Annotated in this window: 20 protein-coding genes; 9 read left to right on the top strand and 11 right to left on the bottom strand. The window is 67.3% G+C overall.

The window, feature by feature from the left end; translation table 11 throughout:
• Positions 1-13 precede the first annotated feature (13 nt).
• The 4 genes from O1Q03_RS11670 to O1Q03_RS11655 form a co-directional block, all read right to left on the bottom strand.
• Entirely contained in the window at positions 14-1,588 is a 1,575-nt protein-coding gene (locus O1Q03_RS11670) for a DHA2 family efflux MFS transporter permease subunit (RefSeq protein WP_269503566.1), read from the bottom strand.
• Between the two features lie 13 nt (positions 1,589-1,601).
• The gene (locus O1Q03_RS11665; protein WP_269503564.1) at positions 1,602-2,696 is read right to left on the bottom strand and encodes an HlyD family secretion protein; all 1,095 of its coding nucleotides are present in this window, start codon (positions 2,694-2,696) and stop codon (positions 1,602-1,604) included.
• Between the two features lie 64 nt (positions 2,697-2,760).
• Entirely contained in the window at positions 2,761-3,192 is a 432-nt protein-coding gene (locus O1Q03_RS11660) for a MarR family winged helix-turn-helix transcriptional regulator (RefSeq protein ID WP_269503562.1), read from the bottom strand.
• 107 nt (positions 3,193-3,299) lie between these two features.
• Positions 3,300-4,220 (bottom strand): LysR family transcriptional regulator, encoded by a 921-nt coding sequence (locus tag O1Q03_RS11655; protein ID WP_269503560.1) that lies wholly within the window; start codon positions 4,218-4,220, stop codon positions 3,300-3,302.
• 103 nt (positions 4,221-4,323) lie between these two features.
• On the opposite strand from O1Q03_RS11655, the gene O1Q03_RS11650 reads away from it, so the two are divergent.
• The 3 genes from O1Q03_RS11650 to O1Q03_RS11640 are packed head-to-tail and all read left to right on the top strand — an operon-like array spanning position 4,324 to position 6,497.
• Positions 4,324-4,758 (top strand): MarR family winged helix-turn-helix transcriptional regulator, encoded by a 435-nt coding sequence (locus O1Q03_RS11650; protein WP_269503558.1) that lies wholly within the window; start codon positions 4,324-4,326, stop codon positions 4,756-4,758.
• A 49-nt stretch (positions 4,759-4,807) separates the two neighbouring features.
• Positions 4,808-6,055 carry an aconitase X gene (locus O1Q03_RS11645; protein ID WP_269503556.1) on the top strand — a complete coding sequence of 416 codons (1,248 nt, stop codon included), beginning with the start codon at positions 4,808-4,810 and terminating at the stop codon, positions 6,053-6,055.
• On the top strand, positions 6,048-6,497 hold the full coding sequence (locus tag O1Q03_RS11640) for an aconitase X swivel domain-containing protein (protein WP_269503554.1): 450 nt from the start codon (positions 6,048-6,050) through the stop codon (positions 6,495-6,497). The genes O1Q03_RS11645 and O1Q03_RS11640 overlap by 8 nt, the downstream gene beginning before the upstream one ends.
• Positions 6,498-6,517: 20 nt before the next feature.
• Here O1Q03_RS11640 and O1Q03_RS11635 read toward each other — a convergent pair whose 3' ends face one another.
• Together O1Q03_RS11635 and O1Q03_RS11630 are read right to left on the bottom strand one after the other, a co-directional pair.
• The gene (locus O1Q03_RS11635; protein WP_269503552.1) at positions 6,518-6,685 is read right to left on the bottom strand and encodes a hypothetical protein; all 168 of its coding nucleotides are present in this window, start codon (positions 6,683-6,685) and stop codon (positions 6,518-6,520) included.
• Positions 6,682-7,764 (bottom strand): AraC family transcriptional regulator, encoded by a 1,083-nt coding sequence (locus O1Q03_RS11630; protein WP_269503550.1) that lies wholly within the window; start codon positions 7,762-7,764, stop codon positions 6,682-6,684. Before O1Q03_RS11630 ends, O1Q03_RS11635 begins: the two co-directional genes overlap by 4 nt.
• A 76-nt stretch (positions 7,765-7,840) precedes the next feature.
• Here O1Q03_RS11630 and O1Q03_RS11625 point away from each other — a divergent pair, with 76 nt between their 5' ends.
• Positions 7,841-9,874, top strand: coding sequence for an NADPH-dependent 2,4-dienoyl-CoA reductase (locus O1Q03_RS11625; protein ID WP_269503549.1), 2,034 nt, complete (start codon positions 7,841-7,843; stop codon positions 9,872-9,874).
• A 161-nt stretch (positions 9,875-10,035) separates the two neighbouring features.
• Here the strand turns inward: O1Q03_RS11625 and O1Q03_RS11620 are convergent, their stop codons facing one another.
• Both O1Q03_RS11620 and O1Q03_RS11615 read right to left on the bottom strand, forming a co-directional pair.
• On the bottom strand, positions 10,036-10,440 hold the full coding sequence (locus tag O1Q03_RS11620) for a DUF2471 family protein (protein WP_269503547.1): 405 nt from the start codon (positions 10,438-10,440) through the stop codon (positions 10,036-10,038).
• A gap of 137 nt (positions 10,441-10,577) precedes the next feature.
• Positions 10,578-11,471 (bottom strand): LysR family transcriptional regulator, encoded by an 894-nt coding sequence (locus tag O1Q03_RS11615; RefSeq protein WP_269503545.1) that lies wholly within the window; start codon positions 11,469-11,471, stop codon positions 10,578-10,580.
• Positions 11,472-11,563: 92 nt separating this feature from the next.
• Between O1Q03_RS11615 and O1Q03_RS11610 the strand changes: the two genes are divergently transcribed.
• Positions 11,564-12,616, top strand: coding sequence for an RNA-guided endonuclease InsQ/TnpB family protein (locus O1Q03_RS11610; protein ID WP_269503543.1), 1,053 nt, complete (start codon positions 11,564-11,566; stop codon positions 12,614-12,616).
• A 38-nt stretch (positions 12,617-12,654) separates the two neighbouring features.
• The gene (locus tag O1Q03_RS11605; RefSeq protein ID WP_269503542.1) at positions 12,655-13,440 is read left to right on the top strand and encodes an NAD(P)H-dependent oxidoreductase; all 786 of its coding nucleotides are present in this window, start codon (positions 12,655-12,657) and stop codon (positions 13,438-13,440) included.
• A gap of 155 nt (positions 13,441-13,595) precedes the next feature.
• Here O1Q03_RS11605 and catC read toward each other — a convergent pair whose 3' ends face one another.
• From catC to O1Q03_RS11590, 3 genes are read right to left on the bottom strand one after another with little or no spacing between them, the layout of a single operon-like run.
• The gene (gene catC / locus O1Q03_RS11600; RefSeq protein WP_269503541.1) at positions 13,596-13,886 is read right to left on the bottom strand and encodes a muconolactone Delta-isomerase; all 291 of its coding nucleotides are present in this window, start codon (positions 13,884-13,886) and stop codon (positions 13,596-13,598) included.
• A 42-nt stretch (positions 13,887-13,928) separates the two neighbouring features.
• The gene (catA, locus tag O1Q03_RS11595; RefSeq protein WP_269503540.1) at positions 13,929-14,831 is read right to left on the bottom strand and encodes a catechol 1,2-dioxygenase; all 903 of its coding nucleotides are present in this window, start codon (positions 14,829-14,831) and stop codon (positions 13,929-13,931) included.
• 36 nt (positions 14,832-14,867) lie between these two features.
• Positions 14,868-16,001 (bottom strand): muconate/chloromuconate family cycloisomerase, encoded by a 1,134-nt coding sequence (locus tag O1Q03_RS11590; RefSeq protein ID WP_269503539.1) that lies wholly within the window; start codon positions 15,999-16,001, stop codon positions 14,868-14,870.
• 91 nt (positions 16,002-16,092) lie between these two features.
• Between O1Q03_RS11590 and O1Q03_RS11585 the strand changes: the two genes are divergently transcribed.
• The 3 genes from O1Q03_RS11585 (at position 16,093) to O1Q03_RS11575 (ending at position 19,181) form a co-directional block, all read left to right on the top strand.
• Entirely contained in the window at positions 16,093-16,983 is an 891-nt protein-coding gene (locus tag O1Q03_RS11585; protein ID WP_269503537.1) for a LysR family transcriptional regulator, read from the top strand.
• Positions 16,984-17,148: 165 nt separating this feature from the next.
• Positions 17,149-18,825, top strand: coding sequence for a methyl-accepting chemotaxis protein (locus O1Q03_RS11580; protein ID WP_269503536.1), 1,677 nt, complete (start codon positions 17,149-17,151; stop codon positions 18,823-18,825).
• A 44-nt stretch (positions 18,826-18,869) separates the two neighbouring features.
• Complete coding sequence (locus tag O1Q03_RS11575) at positions 18,870-19,181, top strand: hypothetical protein (protein ID WP_269503535.1); 312 nt, start codon at positions 18,870-18,872, stop codon at positions 19,179-19,181.
• The last annotated feature ends 121 nt before the right edge of the window (positions 19,182-19,302 follow it).

Here is a 19,302-nt window from a genome sequence, read left to right as displayed (position 1 = left end):
CGATGACCTCGACTCAGTGCGCGTCCGGCGGCGGCGCGTTCAGGGTAATGGGTTTGGAAAACGCGACGGCAACCAGCGCGACGACGAAGCACAGCGACAGCGCGTAATACGCGTCCGCGTAGGTCAGCGTCAGCGCTTCGCGATAGATCAGCCGGTGCAGGTTCGCGAGGCCGGCTTGCGCGGTATTCAGCGTGTCGCCGGCCACCGACGTCCAGTACGCGGCCTGGCGATCGAGCAGCGATGCGACCTGCGGTTCGCCGGCGCTCACGTGCTCGTTCAGGCGCAGGTAGTGGAAGTTCAGCCGGTCGTTGAGCATCGTCGCGCTCACCGCGATGCCGATCGCGCCGCCGAGGTTACGCATCAGGTTGAACAGGCCGCTCGCCGATTTGAGCCGCGATTGCGGCAGCGAGCCGAGCGCCATCGTCACGATCGGCGGCACGCTGAACTGCTGGCCGATGCCGCGCAGCGCCTGCGGCAGCAGCAATTCCCGCCAGCCCCAGTCGTGCGTGATCGGCGTGTACAGGTAGCAGCCGAGGCCGAAGCAGATCAGCCCGAACACGAGCAGCGCACGCATGCTGACGTAGCGCGCGGCGAACGCATACGCGCACAGCGCGACCAACTGGAACGCGCCGACCGACAGCAGCGCGATGCCGATCTGCAGCGAGCTGAACGCACGCACCTGCGCGAGAAACAGCGGCGTGAGGAACACGGTCACGAAGATCCCGATGCCCGTCACGAACGACAGCAGGCTGCCGATCCCGAAGTTGCGCACGACGAGCGCGCGCAGGTCGACGATCGGATCCTTCGCGGTCAGCGCATGCACGATGAACAGGAAGCCGCAGATGCCGGAGATCCACGCGCAGATCACGATCGCGTCGTCGCCGAACCAGTTCTTGCGCGGGCCTTCTTCGAGCACGTATTCGAGGCAGCCGAGGAAGCCCGACATCAGGACGATGCCGAGATAGTCGCCGCGCTTGACGAGGCTGAGATCGGGCGCGTCGATATGCACGTAGCGCGGCACGAGCGCGGCCACCGCGATGCCCGGCACGAGGTTCAGGTAGAACAGCCAGTGCCACGACCATTGGTCGGTGATCCAGCCGCCGATCACGGGGCCGATCGCCGGCGCGAGCGACGCGAGCGCGCCGATGGTCGTCGACGCGATCAGACGCTGCTTGCCGGGGAACAGCACGAACGCGGTGGTGAACACGGTCGGGATCATCGCGGCGCCGAGCGCGCCCTGCAGGCCGCGAAACAGGATCATCGAGTTGATGTCCCACGCGAGCCCGCACAGCATGCTGGTGATCGTGAAGCCGACGGCCGACGCGGCGAACAGCCAGCGCGTCGACATCACCTTCGACAGCCAGCCCGACATCGGGATCACGATGATCTCGGCGATCAGGTACGCGGTCTGCACCCACGACAGTTCGTCCTGGCTCGCGGAGAGCCCGCCGCCGATGTCGCGCAGCGACGACGCGACGATCTGGATGTCGAGCGTCGCCATGAAGAAGCCGACGCACATCAGCGCGAACGCGAACACGCGCTGCCTGGTCGGTTGCGACGCGGGGTCGCCTGAGAATGCGGTGGTCATCGTCGGCTCCCGCTCAGTTCTTGTGGTCGGTATGCACGGTCACGACCGCGGACAGGCCGGGGCGCAGCACGTGCTCGATGCCCGGCTGCGGATCGAGATGCACGCGCACCGGCACGCGCTGGACGATCTTCGTGAAGTTGCCGGTCGCGTTCTCGGGCGGCAGCACGCTGAAGGTCGCGCCGGTCGCCGGCGCGAGGCTGTCGACGCGGCCATGCAGGCGCGTGCTCGATGCATCGAGCGCGACGTCGACGCGATCGCCCGCATGCATCTTGCGCAACTGGTCTTCCTTGAAGTTCGCATCTATCCACAGCCCCGACGCCGGCACGACCGTCAGCAGCGGCACGCCGACGTTCGCGAGCATCCCGACGCGGCCTGTGCGGTTGCCGACGTAACCGTCTACGGGCGAGCGGATCGTCGTGTATTCGACGTTCAGCGCTGCGACGCGCTGCGCGGCGAGCGCGGTGTTCACGCGCGCCCGTGCATCGGCGAGCTGCGCGCCGAGCACGTCGAGCTGGCGCTTCGACGCGAGCAGCGCGGCATCGCTGCGCTCGACGGCGGCGCCCGCCTTCGAATAGTCGGCGTCCGCGCGCTCGACGATCTGGTTCGACACCGCATCGGATTTCACGAGCTCGCGGTAGCGCACGCGATCCGATGCGGCGCGCGTCAGTTCGGCCGACGATGCGTTCTTGTCCGCCGCGTGCTGGCCGATCACCGCGAATTGCAGTTGCTGCTTCGCTTCGAGTTCGGTCACGGCCGAGCGTGCGCTGTCGACTTCGGCGCTGGCCTGCGCGAGCTTCGCGTCGTAGTCGCGCGCATCGAGCTGCACGAGCACGTCGCCGGCCTTCACGCGCTGGTTGTCGGTCACGAGAATCTTGTCGACGAAGCCGTTGACCTTCGGTGCGAGCACCGTGACGTCGCCGCCGACGTACGCGTCGTCGGTGCTTTCCTGGAAGCGCAGCACCAGCCACCAGTCGAGCGCGGCGGCCGCGACCGCGACGGCCACGACGGCCACCGCGATCCGCATCCACGGCACGCGGCGGCGCTGCTTCGCGGGCCGGTCGATTGTGGCTGCCTCGCGTGATGCGGCAGCGGTTTGGGTCGTATCCATCGATTCACCTATGTATATGCACTGATTGAGGCGATCGACGACGGGGCGTCGATCGGGGAAGGGGCTAACGTTCCGGCAGGTTGTGCGTGATGCGGAACAATTCGTCTCTGAGGCGGGCCGCCTGCGCCGGCCCGAAGCGCCGCTCGAACGCTTCCTGCGCGGCGAGCCAGTGCACGTGCGCGTCGGCGACCTTCGTTTCGCCGTGCGCGGTCAGTGCGAACGTCTGCCCGCGGCACGGCGGCTCGATGCGGCCCGCCACCAGCGCCGCGGCGACCAGCGGCTTGAGCGCGCGCAACAGCGCGGTGCGCTCGATCACCAGCACGGCCGACAGCGTCGCCATCGTCAGGCCCGGACGCTCCCGCAACAGCGCGAGAATGCTGTACTGCGACGGCGTGACACCGGCGCGCGACAGATAGCGTTCGTAGAACTGCGAGATCCGTCGCGCCGCTTGCCGGACCGCGAAGCAGTCGTCATCGGTGAGGGTTTTCGTATGCATATGCACATGTTAGGCGGCGAGACGGCATCGAGCGAGCGGCGGGGCGGGATCAGATTGGTATCGTGGCTGTACCAATCGGCGGCAGGCGGGCGCGCTCGCGCGCCGGGTCAGGCGGCCGCCGGAACGCTGCGGCCTTCGCGGTCGCAGTACGCGACCGTATAGTCGATGAACGCCTTCACCTTCGCGGGCAGGAGCGCGCGGTTCGCGTACGCGAGCTTGATGTCCACGAACGCATCGACGAGATCGGCGTCTTCCAGCAGCTGCACGAGCGCGCCCGACGCGAGTTCGGCATCGACGAGCGTTCTCGGCACGATCCCGATGCCGAAGTCGTGCAGCACCATTTCGCGGTTGAAGACGGGGCTGTTCGACGAGATGTCGAAGTGAAACGGCACGGTCAGCGTGTCGCCGTCGACGCGGAACGACAGCGCGGGCCGGCGCAACGACGGCGACAGCGGCACGAACGGATGATCGGCGAGTGCGGCCGGCGTTTCAGGGCGCGGATGCGCGCGCAGGTATGCCGGTGTCGCGACGAGCACCACCGGAATGCGTTCGATCACCCGCACGACGGTCGTCTCGCTCGTCAGCATGTACGGCACGACGATGCCGATGTCGTAGCCTTCGCCGACGAGATCGACCGGGCGTTCGGTCAGCGTGACGTCGAGGCGTACCTTCGGATGCGCGGCCTTGAAGCCGGCGATCAGCGGTACCAGCCGGTTCAGCGTGGCGGTCGTGTGCGCGACGACGCGCAGCAGGCCCTCGGGCTCGCGCGTGTGCGACTGCGCTTGCGCCTCCAGCGAATCGAGTTCGTCGAGCACGGCCGCGCAGCGCTCGTAGATCCGCTCGGCCGTTTCGGTCAGCGAGACCTGCCGCGTGGTCCGGTGCAGCAACCGGCTGCCGAAGCGCGCTTCCAGCTCCGCGACCGCCCGCGACACGACCGGCCGCGCGAGGCCGTGCATGTCGGCGGCGCGCGTGAAGCTGCGCAGCTCCACCACCGACCGGAAAATGCGCAGCTTGTCGATGTAGTCCATGTCCGTCTCCTCGACGCGATGACGGCGCGCCGAACGCACGCGGCCGGCCGTTACGGCGGAGTGTACATTGACTTTATGCATATGCACATATAAATTGCCGATCATGAACGACATCCAGATGGCCCAGGCCTGCAATTGCCTCGCGCTGCGTCAGGCGGCGCGCTTCGTCACGCAACTTTACGAGCGCCATCTGGCCCCGGTCGGCGTGACGCCAGCGCAGTTTTCGATCATGGCGAACCTGTCGCATCGGCCCGGCCTCGTGATGAGCGAACTCGCCGACACGCTCGTGATGGATCGCACGACGCTGTTGCGCGCGCTGAAGCCGCTGCAGCGCGACGGATTCGTCGCCGCGGCCGCGTCGGAGCAGGATGCGCGCGCGCATGCGCTCAGCCTGACGAAGCTCGGCGAGCGCACCTATGCGCAAGCGAAAGTCGCATGGCGGGCCGCGCAGGACGAGTTCGAGACGCAGTTCGGCCGCGACCGCGCCGAGGCGTTGCGCGGCGAGTTGTTCAGCGTGACGGCGATGCGCGCACGGTAGTATTACAAAAGCGATCCGGATCCACCGGACGAGACACGAGGAGCACCCCATGCTGCAGTTGAGCGAGCGCGACGAGGCGATGTTGCGCGGCGCATTCGGCGACGGCGTCGCACGCGCGATGCGGATCGTCGCCCGCACGGCCGGCGTGATGTCCGCGCCGCACCTGATCGACATCACGTCCGCGCATATCGACGGCTGTCTGTATCACGGCCAGACGAGCCTCGACTTCGTCGAGTATTTCGTCGACACCGGCGCGAAAGTCGCGGTGCCCACCACGCTGAACGTCGGGTCGCTCGATCTGATGCATCCCGAGCTGTATCACGGCGACCGCACGATCCAGCGCGACGCGCAGCGCCTGATGGACGCGCACCTGCAGCTCGGCTGCGAATCGAGCTTCACGTGCGCGCCGTATCAGCTGAAGAATCGTCCGCGCGTCGGCGAGCAGATCGCGTGGGCCGAATCCAATGCGATCGTGTTCGCCAATTCGGTGCTTGGCGCGCGCACCAGCCGCTACGGCGACTTTCTCGATCTGGCCGCCGCGATCACCGGGCGTGCGCCGTATGCGGGCCTGCACGTCGAAGCGAATCGCGCCGCGCAGATCGTGTTCAACGCGCCCGACTTCGGCGGATGCTCGTCGCGCGACATCTATTTCGCGGCGCTCGGGCTGTTGATCGGCAGGATCGCCGGCGCGATCGTGCCCGCGATCGTCGGGCTGCCCGCGGACACCACCGAGGACGAACTCAAGGCGCTCGGCGCCGCCGCCGCATCGAGCGGCGCGGTCGCGCTGTTCCATGCGGTGGGCGTGACGCCCGAGGCGCCGACCCTCGACGCCGCGTTGCACGGGTGTGCCGCGCGGCGGACCGTCGATGTCGCGATGGCCGATCTCGACGAGATTCGCCGCACGCTGAACCATGGCGCCGACGGCGATGCGCTCGTCGCGGTCGCGCTCGGCACGCCGCATTTCTCGCTGGCCGAATTCCGCACGCTCGACGCGCTGCTCGATCAATTCGACGGCAAGCCGACGTGCGATTTCTACGTGAACACGAGCCGCTTCATCCTGTGGGAACTGGGCGAGCTCGGGCTCGCGGAGAAGTTCGAGGCCCGCGGCATCCAGATCGTCGTCGACACCTGCACGTACATCACGCCGGTGATGAGGCAACTGTCAGGCCTCGTCATGACCAACTCGGGGAAATGGGCATCGTATGCGCCCGCGAACATCGGCGTCACGGTGGCGTACGGCAGCATGCGCGAGTGCGTGCGCTCCGCGTTCGAAGGAAAGGTGCGATTCGATGACTGAAGCAACGGTGAAGGGACTGACGGGCGACACGCTCGTGCCGGGCCGCGCGTGCGCGCGCACGATCGTGCTCGACAAGCCGCTCAGCTTCTGGGGCGGCTACGATTCGGGCGCGGGGCGCATCGTCGATCGCGGGCATCCGCAGGCGGGCGCGAGCCTCGCCGGCCGGATCATGGTGATGCCGCACGCGAAGGGCTCGAGTTCGAGCAGCAGCGTGCTGGCGGAAGCGGTGCGCAACGGCACGGGGCCGGTCGCGATCGTGCTGAAGGAGCGCGACCTGATCATCTCGATCGGTGCGATCGTCGCGGCCGAGCTGTATGCGATCGCGGTGCCGGTGGTGTGCGTGACGGACGACGTGTATGACGCGATTGTCGCTGCAACGGCCGACGTGCGGATCGAAGCGGGCGACGGGGACGGCGGCGCGCGGATCGACATCGGCGGCTGACGCGTGATGCGCGCGCCGGCTCAGATGTAGCGAATATGCGGTAACGCTTGCGGCGCGAGCGACAGCGCGTTGCGCGCCGCTGTCATCTCGCGCTTGCCGCCCGGTTGCTTCAGCCGTCGGATTTCGGGCCACGCGATCACGCGGCCCACGTGCAGGGCGGCATGGCGTCGCCCGCGTTGTTGCGTCATTCGTCCGCGGTTCCCGCCGCGGCTTCCCGATACGCGCTCGGCGTCTGCCCGGCCCACCTGCGGAACGCGCGCGTGAAATTCGCCGGGTCGGTGAATTGCAGCCGCTCGGCGATCGTCTTCAGGTCGAGATCCGATGCCGACAGCAACTGCTTCGCGTCGCGAAACCGCGCTTCGTCAAGCAGTTGCCGATAGCTCGACCCGGCTTCCTCGAGCCGGCGCCGCAGCGTGCGGGTCGACACGAGCAGCGCGTCGGCGAGCGTGTGCGGCCCCGGATAATCGCCGGCCGTGCGTGCCAGTTCCGCGCGCACGCGCTCGATCAGATCGCCTTCGTCCTGACGCACCTGCGCATACTCGCGCTCGACCTGCACGAGCGCCTGCCGGTGCGCGACTTCGTCGGCGAGCGGCAGCGGCCAGTCGAGCACGTCGTGCGCGATCCACAGCGCGTTTGCCGGGCAGCCGAATTCGACCGGCGGCAACTGGCCGCGATAGCGCGCGAAATAGTCGGGCTCCGGCCACATGAAGCGCAGCGCGATCGGCGGCGACGCGCGCCCGGACCACTGCGCGATATTCTGCGCGAGCCCCGTCAGCACGAACTCGAACATCACGTGATGCTGCAGCACGGGGCTCGCCTGCACGCCGTGCAGTTCGAGCGTCGCGCCGTGCTCGTCCTCCGCGTAGGTCAGACGATATTGACGGTTGCGCATCCGGAAGTAGCGTTGCGTGACGATCAGCGCGGCGCGGATGTCCCGCGCGGTCAGCGTCGCATAGCCGAGAAAGCCGTGCACGGTGGGCTTCAGCAGCAGCCCGAACGCGAGCCCGATGCCGGCGTCGCCGCCGATCTCGATTGCGTTGAGCACGAGCCGCCCCCATTGCGACGGCGCGACGCGCGCATCCGGTTCGGCCAGCACCGCGTCGCGCAGCCCAGTGCCGGCACGCACCGCGGCGAGATCGACGCCGCGCGCGGCCAGCGCCTGCAGCAGCAGGCGCGTATAGGCGACCGGAATCGTCGGCCGGCGCAGCCCGAGGTGGTCCTTGCGTGGCGGGGAGGTCATGTCGTTTTGGCCGGAAATGACAAGCATTATGGCTGTTTGCCCCCTCACGTTCAAGGCGGCGCGCGGCCTACGATGACACCCATCGCTTACCGGCAGGACCATCATGACGACCTCGTTTCCCCATCTGCTCGCACCGCTCGACCTTGGCTTCACCACGCTGAAGAACCGCGTGCTGATGGGTTCCATGCACACCGGCCTCGAGGACAGCCGCAAGACGCTGCCGCGGCTCGCCGACTATTTCGCCGAACGCGCGCGCGGCGGTGTCGGGCTGATCGTGACCGGCGGCTTTGCGCCGAACATGGCCGGCTGGACCAAGCCGTTCGGCGGCACGCTGATGACGTCGGCCGGTGCGCGGCGTCACCGCGTGATCACCGATGCCGTGCATGCGGACGACGGCAAGATCGCGCTGCAGATCCTGCATACCGGCCGCTACGGTTATCACCCGTTCGCGGTCGCGCCGTCGAAGATCAAGTCGCCGATCTCGCCGTTCGCGCCGCATGAGCTCGGCGCGCGCGGCGTCGAGCGCCAGATCCGCGCGTTCGTCCGTTGCGCGCAGCTCGCGCGCGAAGCCGGTTACGACGGCGTCGAGATCATGGGCTCCGAGGGCTACCTGATCAACCAGTTCATCTCGATGCACACCAACAAGCGCACCGACCAGTGGGGCGGTTCGTACGAGAACCGCATCCGCCTGCCGATTGAGATCGTCGAGCGCACGCGCGAAGCGGTCGGGCGCGACTTCATCCTGATCTACCGGCTGTCGATGCTCGACCTGATCCCGGACGGCAGCGACTGGAGCGAGACGGTGCAGCTCGCGAAGGCGGTGGAGCGCGCGGGCGCGACGATCATCAACACGGGGATCGGCTGGCACGAGGCGCGCGTGCCGACGATCGCGACGTCGGTGCCGCGCGGCGCGTTCGCATGGGTGACGAAGAAGATGAAGGGCGAGGTCGGCATCCCGCTCGTGACGACCAACCGGATCAACCGGCCCGAAGTGGCCGAGCAGATTCTCGCGGACGGTTGCGCGGACATGGTGTCGATGGCGCGGCCGCTGCTCGCGGATGCCGAGTTCGTCGTGAAGGCCGCGCAGGGTCGCGCGGACGAGATCAACACCTGCATCGGCTGCAACCAGGCGTGCCTCGACCACGCGTTCAAGAACGAGATCGCGTCGTGCCTGCTGAATCCGCGCGCGTGCCACGAGACGGAGCTGATCTACACGCGCGCGCAACAGCCGAAGCGTATCGCGGTGGTCGGCGCGGGGCCGGCGGGGCTCGCGTGCTCGACCGTGCTCGCACAGCGCGGGCATCGGGTCGACCTGTTCGATGCCGCGCCGCAGATCGGCGGCCAGTTCAACATGGCGAAGCGGATTCCGGGCAAGGAAGAATTCGACGAAGCGCTGCGCTACTTCGGCCGGCAAGTCGAACTGACCGGCGTGAACCTGCATCTGAACCGGCGCGTCGACGCGAGCGAGTTGATCGCGGGCGGCTACGACGAGATCGTGCTCGCGACCGGCGTCGCGCCGCGCGATCCGAAGATTCCGGGGCAGGACGGGCCGAACGTGCTCAGCTATATCGACGTGCTGGCCGGCCGGCAGCCGGTTGGCCGGCGCGTCGCGGTGGTCGGCGCGGGCGGGATCGGCTTCGATGTCGCCGAATATCTGGTGCAGGACGGCGAGTCGCCGACGCTCGATCTGGAAGAGTGGAAAGCCGAGTGGGGTGTGACCGATCCGGCCGCGACGCGTGGCGGCGTGACGCGCGCGCAGGTCGCGGCGCCCGCGCGCGAAGTGACGCTGCTGCAGCGCAAAGCCGCGCCGCTCGGCAAGGGGCTCGGCAAGACGACCGGCTGGATTCACCGCGCGACGCTGAAGATGAAGCAGGTGAAGATGATCGGCGGCGTGAACTACGAACGGATCGATGCGCGCGGGTTGCACGTGTCGTACGGCGAGCAGCGCACCGATCACGCGTGCATCGAAGCCGATACGATCGTGCTCTGCACGGGGCAGGAGCCGCAGCGCGCGCTGCTCGCGCCGCTGCAGGCGGCCGGACGCTTGGTGCATCTGATCGGCGGCGCGGAACTGGCTGCCGAGCTCGATGCGAAGCGCGCGATCGATCAAGGGTCGCGGCTCGCGGCGCGGTTGTAACGGGCGTTGCTTCGGGGGGCGGCGCGAGGCGCCCGCGCATGGCGGTAGTGTGCGTGCGGGGCGCTTCGCGACTGTCATGCCGGTTCGGCCGGCGGAACGGAACACGCATCTCGCGTCGCCTTGCAACGTCGCGACGCGATCCCGCAACCGGCCGGTGCGCGTCAGGCCGCTTCGGCCCGCTCTTCCTCTTCCGCTTCGAGCATCGCCTTGACGATCAGGTAGACGGCCGGCAGATCGTCGTCGTCGCGACGCCAGTCGACCGGTTCCTCGACGTCCGCGGCCACCAGCCGGCTGTCGCGCAGACGGATGAACGCGTCGACGACCGTCGGGTCGTTGCGGCTCAGGAAACCGGCATTCGAGAACGCGAGTTCTTCGACGTTCAGCAGCGCCTGCCAGCTCATCGTGCGGACGGCGGCCGGATGGGTGCGGCGTCGCAGGCCGAGCGCGCGCTGCGCGGGGGCGCCGACGACACGCTGCAGATCGACGACCGCCCGCTGCGCGGCGCGTTCGAAGTGGGCCGGGTTGAAGCCGGGTTGCTCGGGATCGAATGCGGATGACTGGAACATGGTCGCCTCACTAAAGACCGTCTCGGGATGACGGAATTCGGGTCAAATGATGCAGAAACACTGTAAATATATACAGTGATTGGTCGACTTTCAAGCCCCCGATGACAGTAAATGTCAGCCGCGTCGCGACCGGCGTGTCAGACCGCCGCCGCGATCGTCTCCCGCAGCCACCGATGGGCCAGGTCGCGAGGCACGCGCTCGTGCCAGAGCATCGACATTTCGTAGCCGGGCACCTCGACCGGTGCGTCCACCACGCGCAGCGCCGGCACGTCGCGCACCAGCCGCTCGGGCAGCATCGCGACGAGATCGGTGCGCGCGACGGCCGACATCACGAACAGGAAGTGCGGCACCGACAGCACGACGCGCCGCGTGGCACCGACCTTCGCGAGCACTTCGTCCGTCACGCCGAAGAAGCCGCCGCCGTCGGGCGACACGATCACGTGCTCGAGCATGCCGAACTGTGCGAGCGTGGGGCACCGCTTCAGCTTCGGGTGACCGGCGCGGCCGATCAGCACGTAACGCTCGACGAACAGCGGCAGGCGCCGCATGCCGGGCGGCGCGCCTTCGGTCAGATGAAAAGCCAGGTCGATGCCGTTTCGTTCGGTGTCCTGCTCGATGCGCGGCGGCACGAGTTCGACGACGGCCAGCCGCGTGCCGGGCGCGGTCGAACGCAGCGTGCGCAGCGCGGGCAGCACGATCGTCGATTCGCCGTAGTCGGTCGCGGCCACGCGCCACGTGTTCGTCGCGGTCGCGGGATCGAACGGCGTGGCCGGGATCACCGCACGCTCGACGGCTTCGAGCGCGTCGCGCAATGGCTCGCGCAGCGCTTCCGGGCGCGCGGTCGGCCGCATCCCGCGCGGCCCGGGCAGCAGCAGCGGATCGCCGAACACGTCGCGCAGTTTCTGCAGTTGCACGCTGACCGAGGGCTGCGACATGTTCAGTTTTTCGGCCGCCCGCGTGACGTTGTGCTCCGCGAGCAGCACGTCCAGCGTGACGAGCAGATTCAGATCGAGCCTTCTGAGATTATTCATCAGAATTTGCTCCGAGAAACCCCGCCATTGATGGCGGGAAGGAAAGAAGTGCTGTTGACAAGCAGCTTCTTCCACGGGTTAGGATCACCGGCATGATCCTTGTCTACCGCTACCGGGTGAAGTCGCTCAACGGACTGCTCAACAAGCAGAGCCGTGCGGTGAACTACGTCTGGAACTTCTGCAATGACACGCAGAAGCACGCGCTGAAGTGGGGCAAGAAGTGGCCGACGGGATTCGACCTGAACGTGCTGACGACCGGCAGCAGCAAGGAACTCGGTATTCACTCCGGCACGGTCAACGCGACGTGCGAGCAATACGCGAAGTCGCGCAGTCAGCGCCGTCGGCCCTACCTGCGCTATCGCGGCAGGAAATCGCTGGGCTGGGTGCCGCTGAAGGGCCGTGACCTGAAGCGCGAGGGCGACGCGTTTCGTTTCGCTGGCAACACCTTCCGCGTGTTCAACAGCCGACCGTTTCCCGAAGGCAAGATCAAGGACGGGACCAACTTTGCGCAGGATGCGCGCGGCAATTGGTTCTTGAACATCGTGATCGAGATGCCAGATGTTCAGGCTCGCCCGATCCGTTCCGGCGTCGGCATCGATCTCGGCCTGAAAGACTTCGCCACACTTTCGACCGGCGAGAAGCTGCCCAATGACCAGTTCGGTCGACGAGCGGCGGAAAAGCTGGCGAAAGCGCAACGGGCGCGAAAGCACAAGCGGCATATCGCGAAGCTGCACGCGAAGATCGCGAATGCCCGTGCCGATTTCCAGCACAAGCTTGCGCTCGATCTGGTGCGGCGTTTCGATTACATCGCGGTCGGCAACGTGTCGGCTGTCAAACTCGCCAGAACCAGGATGGCGAAATGCGTCTACGACGCATCCTGGTCGTCCTTCCGAAACAAGCTCCGCTACAAAGCGATCACGCACGGAGCCACGTTCGAGGAAGTCGACGAAAGCGGTTCTACCCAGTCCTGTTCGTCGTGCGGGTCGAAAGACAGCACGACGCGGCCGAAAGGTATCGCGGGACTGCGAATAAGAGAGTGGACCTGCAGTGACTGTGGTGTCGAACATGATCGTGATATCAACGCTGCGCTGAACATTCTCCGATGCGGACGTGCATCGCCAGGTGTGGGAATCCTCCGCCTTTAGGCGGGGGAGGACGTCAATCAATCAACGGAGTTGCCAACATGAACGTGCTGATCGTCTACGCCCATCCCGAACCGCGCTCGCTCAACGGCGCGCTGCGGGACTTTGCGGTCGAACATCTGGAAGCGGCGGGTCATGCCGTGCAGGTAAGCGACCTGTATGCGATGAACTGGAAGGCCGCATTCGATGCGAGCGACGTGACCGACCGCGCGCCCGATGTGCGCTTCGATCCGGCGCTCGATTCGAAGCGCGCGTTCGAGGCCGGCACGCAACGCGATGACATCGCGCGCGAACAGGACAAGCTGAGGTGGGCCGACGCGCTGATTCTGCAGTTTCCGCTGTGGTGGTTCTCGATGCCGGCGATCATGAAGGGGTGGGTCGAGCGTGTGTATGCATACGGATTCGCGTATGGCGTCGGCGAGCATTCCGACCGGCACTGGGGCGACCGTTACGGCGAAGGCTCGTTCGCAGGCAAGCGCGCGATGGTGATCGTCACGACGGGCGGGTGGGAGTCGCACTACAGCGCGCGCGGCATCAACGGGCCGATCGACGACGTGCTGTTTCCGATCCAGCACGGCATCTTGTATTACCCCGGGTTCGACGTGCTGCCGCCGTTCGTGCTGTACCAGACGCATCGGATGGACGCGGCGCGTTTCGACGCAACGCGTACGGCGCTCGGCAAGCGTCTCGACGAACTGTGGACCGCGCAGCCGATTCCGTTCCGGCGGCAGAACGCGGGCGACTACGAGATTCCGGCGCTGACGCTGAAGACAGACATCGCGCCGGGGCAGGTCGGGTTCGCGGCGCATCTCGCGTGTGAGCAGTAATCGTCGCTGCATCGGCGCGATGCGCGGGCGATCCCGGCGATCCCGGCGATTCCTGAAGCAGGCGTTGCAAAGCGCACGGGCGGCAGGCGAGAACCTCGCCGGCCGCCCGCGTCGTGTTTCGCGCGCCGTTCGGTGACGGCGCGCTTCACACGCACTTACCGATCGTCGTCGCGCACCGAGGACGGATGCCGGCACAGCGCGCGCACTTCCATTTCCATATACGGAAACAACGGCAGCTGGCTCAGCAGGTCATGCAACTGCTGCACGCTTTCGACATCGAAGATGCTGACGTTCGCATACTGCCCCGCGATGCGCCACAGATGTCGCCAGATCCCTTCGTTCATCAGCCGCTGGCACATCGCCTTCTCTTCGGCCTTCAGCGTGGCCGCCTTGACCGGATCCATGTCTGCCGGCAGACGGACGGTCATTTCCACATGAAACAGCATTCTGCACTCCTTGCGTGATCGATGCGTCGAACGGGACGCCGCTCAGGCCTGCGCGCGCACCCGCTCGACGTCGCTCGCCGGCACGTCCTGCTTGTCCTTGAGCAGCGAGAAATCGAAGTCGATCAGCGCGAACTGCCCGTCGACGCCATACGGCTTGCCTTCCGCGCCCTCGGCCTGCTTGATCTTCGGAATCAGCCCTTCGCGCGTCGCGAACGCGAAGTCGTCCCACAGGTGCGGATCGCCTTCGATGTTGATCTGCGTCGTCAGCTTACGATATCCGTCCGCGGAAACGAAGAAGTGAATGTGCGCCGGACGGTGGCCGTGACGGCCGAGCTGGTCGAGCAACTGCTCGGTCTTGCTGCCCGGCGGCACGCTGTAGCCGACCGGCAGCACGCTGCGGAAGCTGTAGCGGCCTTCGGCGTCGGTACGGATCGAACGGCGCAGATTGAACGCGGGCTGCGACGGGTCGAAGTACGAGTAGTTGCCGAGATGGTTCGCGTGCCACACCTCGACCAGCGCATTCGCGAGCGGCGCACCGTCGTGGCCGAGCACCTGGCCGCGCATGATCAGCGTCTGGCCCGGCTCGGTGCCGTCGTCGAGGCGTGCATGGCCGACCGATTCCGGTGCGCCCGCAACATACAGCGGCCCCTCGATCGTGCGCGGCGTGCCGCCCTGGATGCCGGCCTTCTGCTCGGCCTCGTCCATGCGCACGTCGAGGAAGCGCTCGAGCCCGAGGCCCGCGGCGATCAGCCCGAATTCGCGGCCGGCTTCGTTCAGGTAGTTGAGTGCGGTCCAGAACTCGCTCGGCTGTACGTCGAAGTCCTCGATCGTGTAGCAGATGTCCTTCACGATCCGGTTGACGATCGCGCGCACGCGCGGGTTGCCGGGCTTTTCTGCGGCGTCGTCGAAGGTCTTCAGCAGGGCGTCGATGGCTTGCTTGTTCATCTGTGTCTCCGGTTTCGGTTGTCGTGTCGTGTGGGATCAGCGGGCGTCGCGTCGCATCCGTTCGATGCGGGCCCAGTCGAAGGTGATGCCGAGGCCGGGCGTCGCCGGCAGGTGCAGCTTGAAATCCTCGTAGCGCAGCGGCTCGACGAGGATTTCCTCGGTGAGCAGCAGCGGGCCGAACAGTTCGGTGCCCCATTTCAGCGAGCCGAACGTGCTGAACAGTTGCGCGGACGCCATCGTGCCGGCCGCGCCTTCGAGCATCGTGCCGCCGTACAGGTCGATGCCGGCGGCCGACGCGATCGACGCGACGCCCGCCGCGCCGAGCAGGCCGCCCGACTGCGCGATCTTCACCGCGAACACGTCGGCCGCGCGGTCCTGCGCGAGCGCGAACGCATCGACGGGGCCGTGCAGCGCCTCGTCGGCCATGATCGGAATCTGCGCGAGCTGCGTGAGGCGCTTCAGCCCCGCGCGGTTGGCCGCGGCGATCGGCTGCTCGACGAGGCTGACGCCGGCATCCGCGAGCCGTGCGCCGGCCCGGATCGCATCGGTTTCGGTCCATGCCTGGTTCACGTCGACGCGCACGTCGCCGCGCTCGCCGAGCGCGCGCTTGATCGCGATCACGTGCGCGACGTCGTCGTCGACCGCGTTCGAGCCGATCTTCAGCTTGAACGCGCGATGCCGGCGCGCTTCCAGCATCGCCTCGGCCTCCGCGATGTCGCGCTGCGTGTCGCCGCTCGCGAGCGTCCACGCAACGTCGACCGCGTCGGTCGTGCGGCCGCCGAACAGTTCCGACAGCGGCACGCCGAGGCGGCGCGCCTGCGCGTCGAACAGCGCGGTCTCGATCGCGCACTTCGCGAACCGGTTGCCCTGGAACAGCTTGCGCGCCCGCGCCATCGCGGCGCCCGGGCGCGTCGCGTCCATGCCCTGCAGCAGCGGCGCGAAGTACGTGTCGATGTTGACCTTGATGCTCTCGGGGCTTTCCTCGCCGTACGCGAGACCACCGATCGTGGTCGCCTCGCCGACGCCTTCGATACCGTCCGTGCATCGAATTCGGACGAGTACGAGAGTCTGGCAATTCATCGTCGCGACCGATAGTTTGTGGGGCCGGATCGTCGGCACATCGACCAGCAGCGTGTCGATGCGTTCGATGGTGGCGGCGGTTGCTATCATGCGATTCCTCCTGTTGGTGCACATGGTAGGAATTCCGACCCGGCGTCGTCCAACACTCTTTCCGACTACTTCCATACCTTTGAGGCATGAAATGGAATTGCGCCAGCTCCGCTACTTCATCGCCGTCGCGGAGGAAATGAACATCACGCGGGCGGCGGAGCGGCTGCACATGACGCAGCCGCCGCTGAGCCGCCAGCTCCAGGCCATCGAGGACGAGGTCGGCTTGCCGCTCTTTGAGCGCGGCGCGCGGCCGCTGAAGCTGACCGACGCGGGGCGCATGTTCTATGCGCAGGCGAAGCGCCTGGTCGACCAGGCCGACGAGCTCGGCCCGCTGACGCGTCGGCTCGCGCAATTGTCGGAGCGGATCGTGATCGGCTTCGTGCCGTCGACGCTCTATGGCGCGCTGCCGGACGTGATTCGCGCGTTTCGCGAGGCGCAGCCGGCCGTCGAGCTGTCGCTGATCGAAATGTTCACGCTCGAACAGCTCGGCGCATTGAAGGGCGGGCGAATCGACGTCGGGTTCGGTCGCCTGCGCTTCGACGACGACCAGCTCGTGCGCGAGGCGCTGATCGAGGAAAAGCTGATCGCGGTGCTACCGCTCGGGCATCCGCTCGCGGATCCGGACCGGCCGCTGACGCTCGCGGACATCGCGAACGAGACGCTGATCGTCTATCCGAGCACGCCGCGGCCGAGCTACGCCGACCAGCAGCTGTCCGCGCTGCGCGACGGCGGCCTCGTGCCGGCGGCCGTTCACGAGGTGCGCGAACTGCAGACGGCGCTCGGGCTCGTCGCCGCGCGGATGGGGGTATCGCTCGTGCCGGAAAGCGTGGAGGGCGTGCGCGTGAAGGGCGTCGTCTACCGGAGGCTGCCGGAGCCCATGGCGACGTCGCCGATCATCATGAGCCGCCGGCTGCATGGCGAAAGCGCGGTGACGGCCGCGTTCTGCGCGATCGCGCGGGAGATGATCGTGCCGGCGGCGTGACGGCTGGCCGGCGACCGAAAAACGATCGCCAGTGTGCCGATTATTGCTGCACGTGGTTTTTTCTATCCTGCCGCCGGCGGGTAAACCGGTCGTGTCGCTCTCCGTAAACAGGTTGAAAGCGGAATTTTCCGCTCCGCATCGACCGGAACATTCAAGGAGAGCAACGTGAACCGATTTGGGAAAAGCATCAAGTTCAGGATATTTTTCGCGCTTGCCGGCTGCGTCGCGCTCATGGTCGCAATCGGCGTGTTCGGCATATTCGGCCTGTCGCGACTGAATTCGAACGTCCATGAGGCTTACGCGGGCAACACGCTGCCGATCAGCGAGTTGTCGGAAGTTCGCGCCGCGACCTTCGAGACGCAGCTTCGGGTGCGTGGGGCGTTGTCCGAGCGCGATCCCGCGCGGGTCCAAAGCGGAATCGACGCGACGCGTGCCGAGCAACGCCGTGTCGACACGATATGGAACCGCTACTACAGCGAATCGATCACGGGCGACAAGGAGCGCCGCATCGCGGACCGGATCCGCGACCTGCTGCCGCGGTTCCGGACCGGCGTGGGCGAAGCGCTCGCGGCGGTGGACGGCGGCGACCGCGACGCGGCCGCCGCGGCGATCGACCGGCTGGCGCCGACCGCCGGCGCGCTCAAGCAGGCGCTCGACGACGACATCGCACTGAACCTCGAGCAGGCGAAGTCGTTCGCGGACGACAGCGCGTCGACCTTCGTGATGATTTTATGGATTGCGATCGGCCTGATCGGCGCCGGCGTGCTGGTCGCGGCGTGGGTGTCCGCGCACCTGATGCGGCACATCTCGACGCCGCTCGGAAAGGCCGTGCGCGTGGCCGACGAAATCGCCGGCGGGTCGCTGGACAACCGGATCGACATCGATTCGCACGATGAATTCGGCCGGTTGCTCGGCGCGCTGGCGACGATGGATCGGCAGCTCGGTACGACGGTGCGCGGCATCAAGCGCAGCGCGGAAGCGGTGGCGGTCGCGTCGCGCCAGATCGCGAGCGGCAATGCCGATCTGTCGGCCCGCACGGAAGAGCAGGCCGCGTCGCTCGCGGAAACCGCGTCGAGCATGACGCAACTGACCGAGACCGTGAAGCAGAACGCCGACAACGCGCAGCAGGCCAATACGCTGGCGACGCGCGCGACCGGGATGGCCGATGCCGGCAACGATGCCGTGCAGGGTATGGTCGCGACGATCGGGCAGATCAGCAGCAGTTCCAGCCAGGTTTCCGAGATCACGGGCGTGATCGAGGGCATCGCGTTCCAGACCAACATCCTCGCGCTCAACGCCGCGGTGGAGGCCGCGCGCGCCGGCGAGCAGGGGCGCGGCTTCGCGGTGGTCGCGAGCGAGGTGCGCAGCCTCGCGCAGCGCTCGGCGGCCGCCGCGAAGGAGATCAAGGAACTGATCGGCGCGTCGGTGTCGATGATCCGGGACAGCGCGCAGCAGGCCACGGGCGTCGGCGAGACGATGGCGCAGGTGAAGCTCGCGATCAAGCAGGTGTCCGATATCGTCGCCGAAATCGCGGCTGCGTCGCGGGAGCAGAGCCAGGGGATTTCGCAGGTCAATCTGGCGATCGAGCAGATGGACATGGTCACGCAGCAGAACGCGGCGCTCGTCGAGCAGGCGGCAGCGGCCGCGCATTCGCTCGAGGAGCAGGCCGGCCGTCTGCAGGCGGCGATGGCCACGTTCAAGCTCGCCCCGGACGCCGTCGATGTGCCGGCCGTGGCGTCGCCCGCGCTCGCGCCCGCGCGGACGGAACCGCCGGCCGTTGCGCCGCGGGTGGTGCTGAGCGCGCCTGCCGCGGGCGGATCCGTCGACTGGAAGGCGTTTTGATCGGGATAACGGTCCGCAGCCTGCTGCGACGGGAGTATCGACCCATGAAAGGCTCGACGCATTCTGCTTACGTGGTACTCACCCTCGATGCGCTCGTCGACGCATGCGTGCGTTTCGATCCGTTGGACCGGGATCAGCGGTTGATCGTCCAAACACTCGTCGTGCCGATGCTCGAGCGGCGGCTGAAGTGGCTGAAGCTGCTGCTGCGCGCGAGCCCGCGCAGCGAGGCCACGCGCACGATGCTCGAACGGGTCGAAGGGGCGCTGGCGTGTGCGGCGGAACGGCTCGACCGTGCGTGCCCGCCGTCCGAGGATGCAGAGCGCGACGCCGTGCCGCGGCGCGGACCGCCGGCGTAGATCCCGCCGGCGTCGCGCGAGCGCAACCGGCCGCCGATCAGGGCGCGGCCGCCCGCACGAACGGAAGGCGAATGCTGCGGATGGCGATGCGCTTGACGAAGCGCGAAGTGCCGCATGCGGC

This window comes from Burkholderia sp. IMCC1007, assembly GCF_027257875.1.
Classification (GTDB): Bacteria; Pseudomonadota; Gammaproteobacteria; order Burkholderiales; family Burkholderiaceae; genus Burkholderia.
Note: the sequence above shows the minus strand (reverse complement) of the source record. Positions and strands in the feature narration are given on the sequence as shown.

Excerpts from the sequence above, each read along its gene's own strand:
- O1Q03_RS11670 (WP_269503566.1), bottom strand. The coding sequence starts at position 1,588 with ATGACCACCGCATTCTCAGGCGACCCCGCGTCGCAACCGACCAGGCAG.
- O1Q03_RS11665 (WP_269503564.1), bottom strand. The coding sequence starts at position 2,696 with ATGGATACGACCCAAACCGCTGCCGCATCACGCGAGGCAGCCACAATC.
- O1Q03_RS11660 (WP_269503562.1), bottom strand. The coding sequence starts at position 3,192 with ATGCATACGAAAACCCTCACCGATGACGACTGCTTCGCGGTCCGGCAA.
- O1Q03_RS11655 (WP_269503560.1), bottom strand. The coding sequence starts at position 4,220 with ATGGACTACATCGACAAGCTGCGCATTTTCCGGTCGGTGGTGGAGCTG.
- O1Q03_RS11650 (WP_269503558.1), top strand. The coding sequence starts at position 4,324 with ATGAACGACATCCAGATGGCCCAGGCCTGCAATTGCCTCGCGCTGCGT.
- O1Q03_RS11645 (WP_269503556.1), top strand. The coding sequence starts at position 4,808 with ATGCTGCAGTTGAGCGAGCGCGACGAGGCGATGTTGCGCGGCGCATTC.
- O1Q03_RS11640 (WP_269503554.1), top strand. The coding sequence starts at position 6,048 with ATGACTGAAGCAACGGTGAAGGGACTGACGGGCGACACGCTCGTGCCG.
- O1Q03_RS11635 (WP_269503552.1), bottom strand. The coding sequence starts at position 6,685 with ATGACGCAACAACGCGGGCGACGCCATGCCGCCCTGCACGTGGGCCGC.
- O1Q03_RS11630 (WP_269503550.1), bottom strand. The coding sequence starts at position 7,764 with ATGCTTGTCATTTCCGGCCAAAACGACATGACCTCCCCGCCACGCAAG.
- O1Q03_RS11625 (WP_269503549.1), top strand. The coding sequence starts at position 7,841 with ATGACGACCTCGTTTCCCCATCTGCTCGCACCGCTCGACCTTGGCTTC.
- O1Q03_RS11620 (WP_269503547.1), bottom strand. The coding sequence starts at position 10,440 with ATGTTCCAGTCATCCGCATTCGATCCCGAGCAACCCGGCTTCAACCCG.
- O1Q03_RS11615 (WP_269503545.1), bottom strand. The coding sequence starts at position 11,471 with ATGAATAATCTCAGAAGGCTCGATCTGAATCTGCTCGTCACGCTGGAC.
- O1Q03_RS11610 (WP_269503543.1), top strand. The coding sequence starts at position 11,564 with ATGATCCTTGTCTACCGCTACCGGGTGAAGTCGCTCAACGGACTGCTC.
- O1Q03_RS11605 (WP_269503542.1), top strand. The coding sequence starts at position 12,655 with ATGAACGTGCTGATCGTCTACGCCCATCCCGAACCGCGCTCGCTCAAC.
- catC (WP_269503541.1), bottom strand. The coding sequence starts at position 13,886 with ATGCTGTTTCATGTGGAAATGACCGTCCGTCTGCCGGCAGACATGGAT.
- catA (WP_269503540.1), bottom strand. The coding sequence starts at position 14,831 with ATGAACAAGCAAGCCATCGACGCCCTGCTGAAGACCTTCGACGACGCC.
- O1Q03_RS11590 (WP_269503539.1), bottom strand. The coding sequence starts at position 16,001 with ATGATAGCAACCGCCGCCACCATCGAACGCATCGACACGCTGCTGGTC.
- O1Q03_RS11585 (WP_269503537.1), top strand. The coding sequence starts at position 16,093 with ATGGAATTGCGCCAGCTCCGCTACTTCATCGCCGTCGCGGAGGAAATG.
- O1Q03_RS11575 (WP_269503535.1), top strand. The coding sequence starts at position 18,870 with ATGAAAGGCTCGACGCATTCTGCTTACGTGGTACTCACCCTCGATGCG.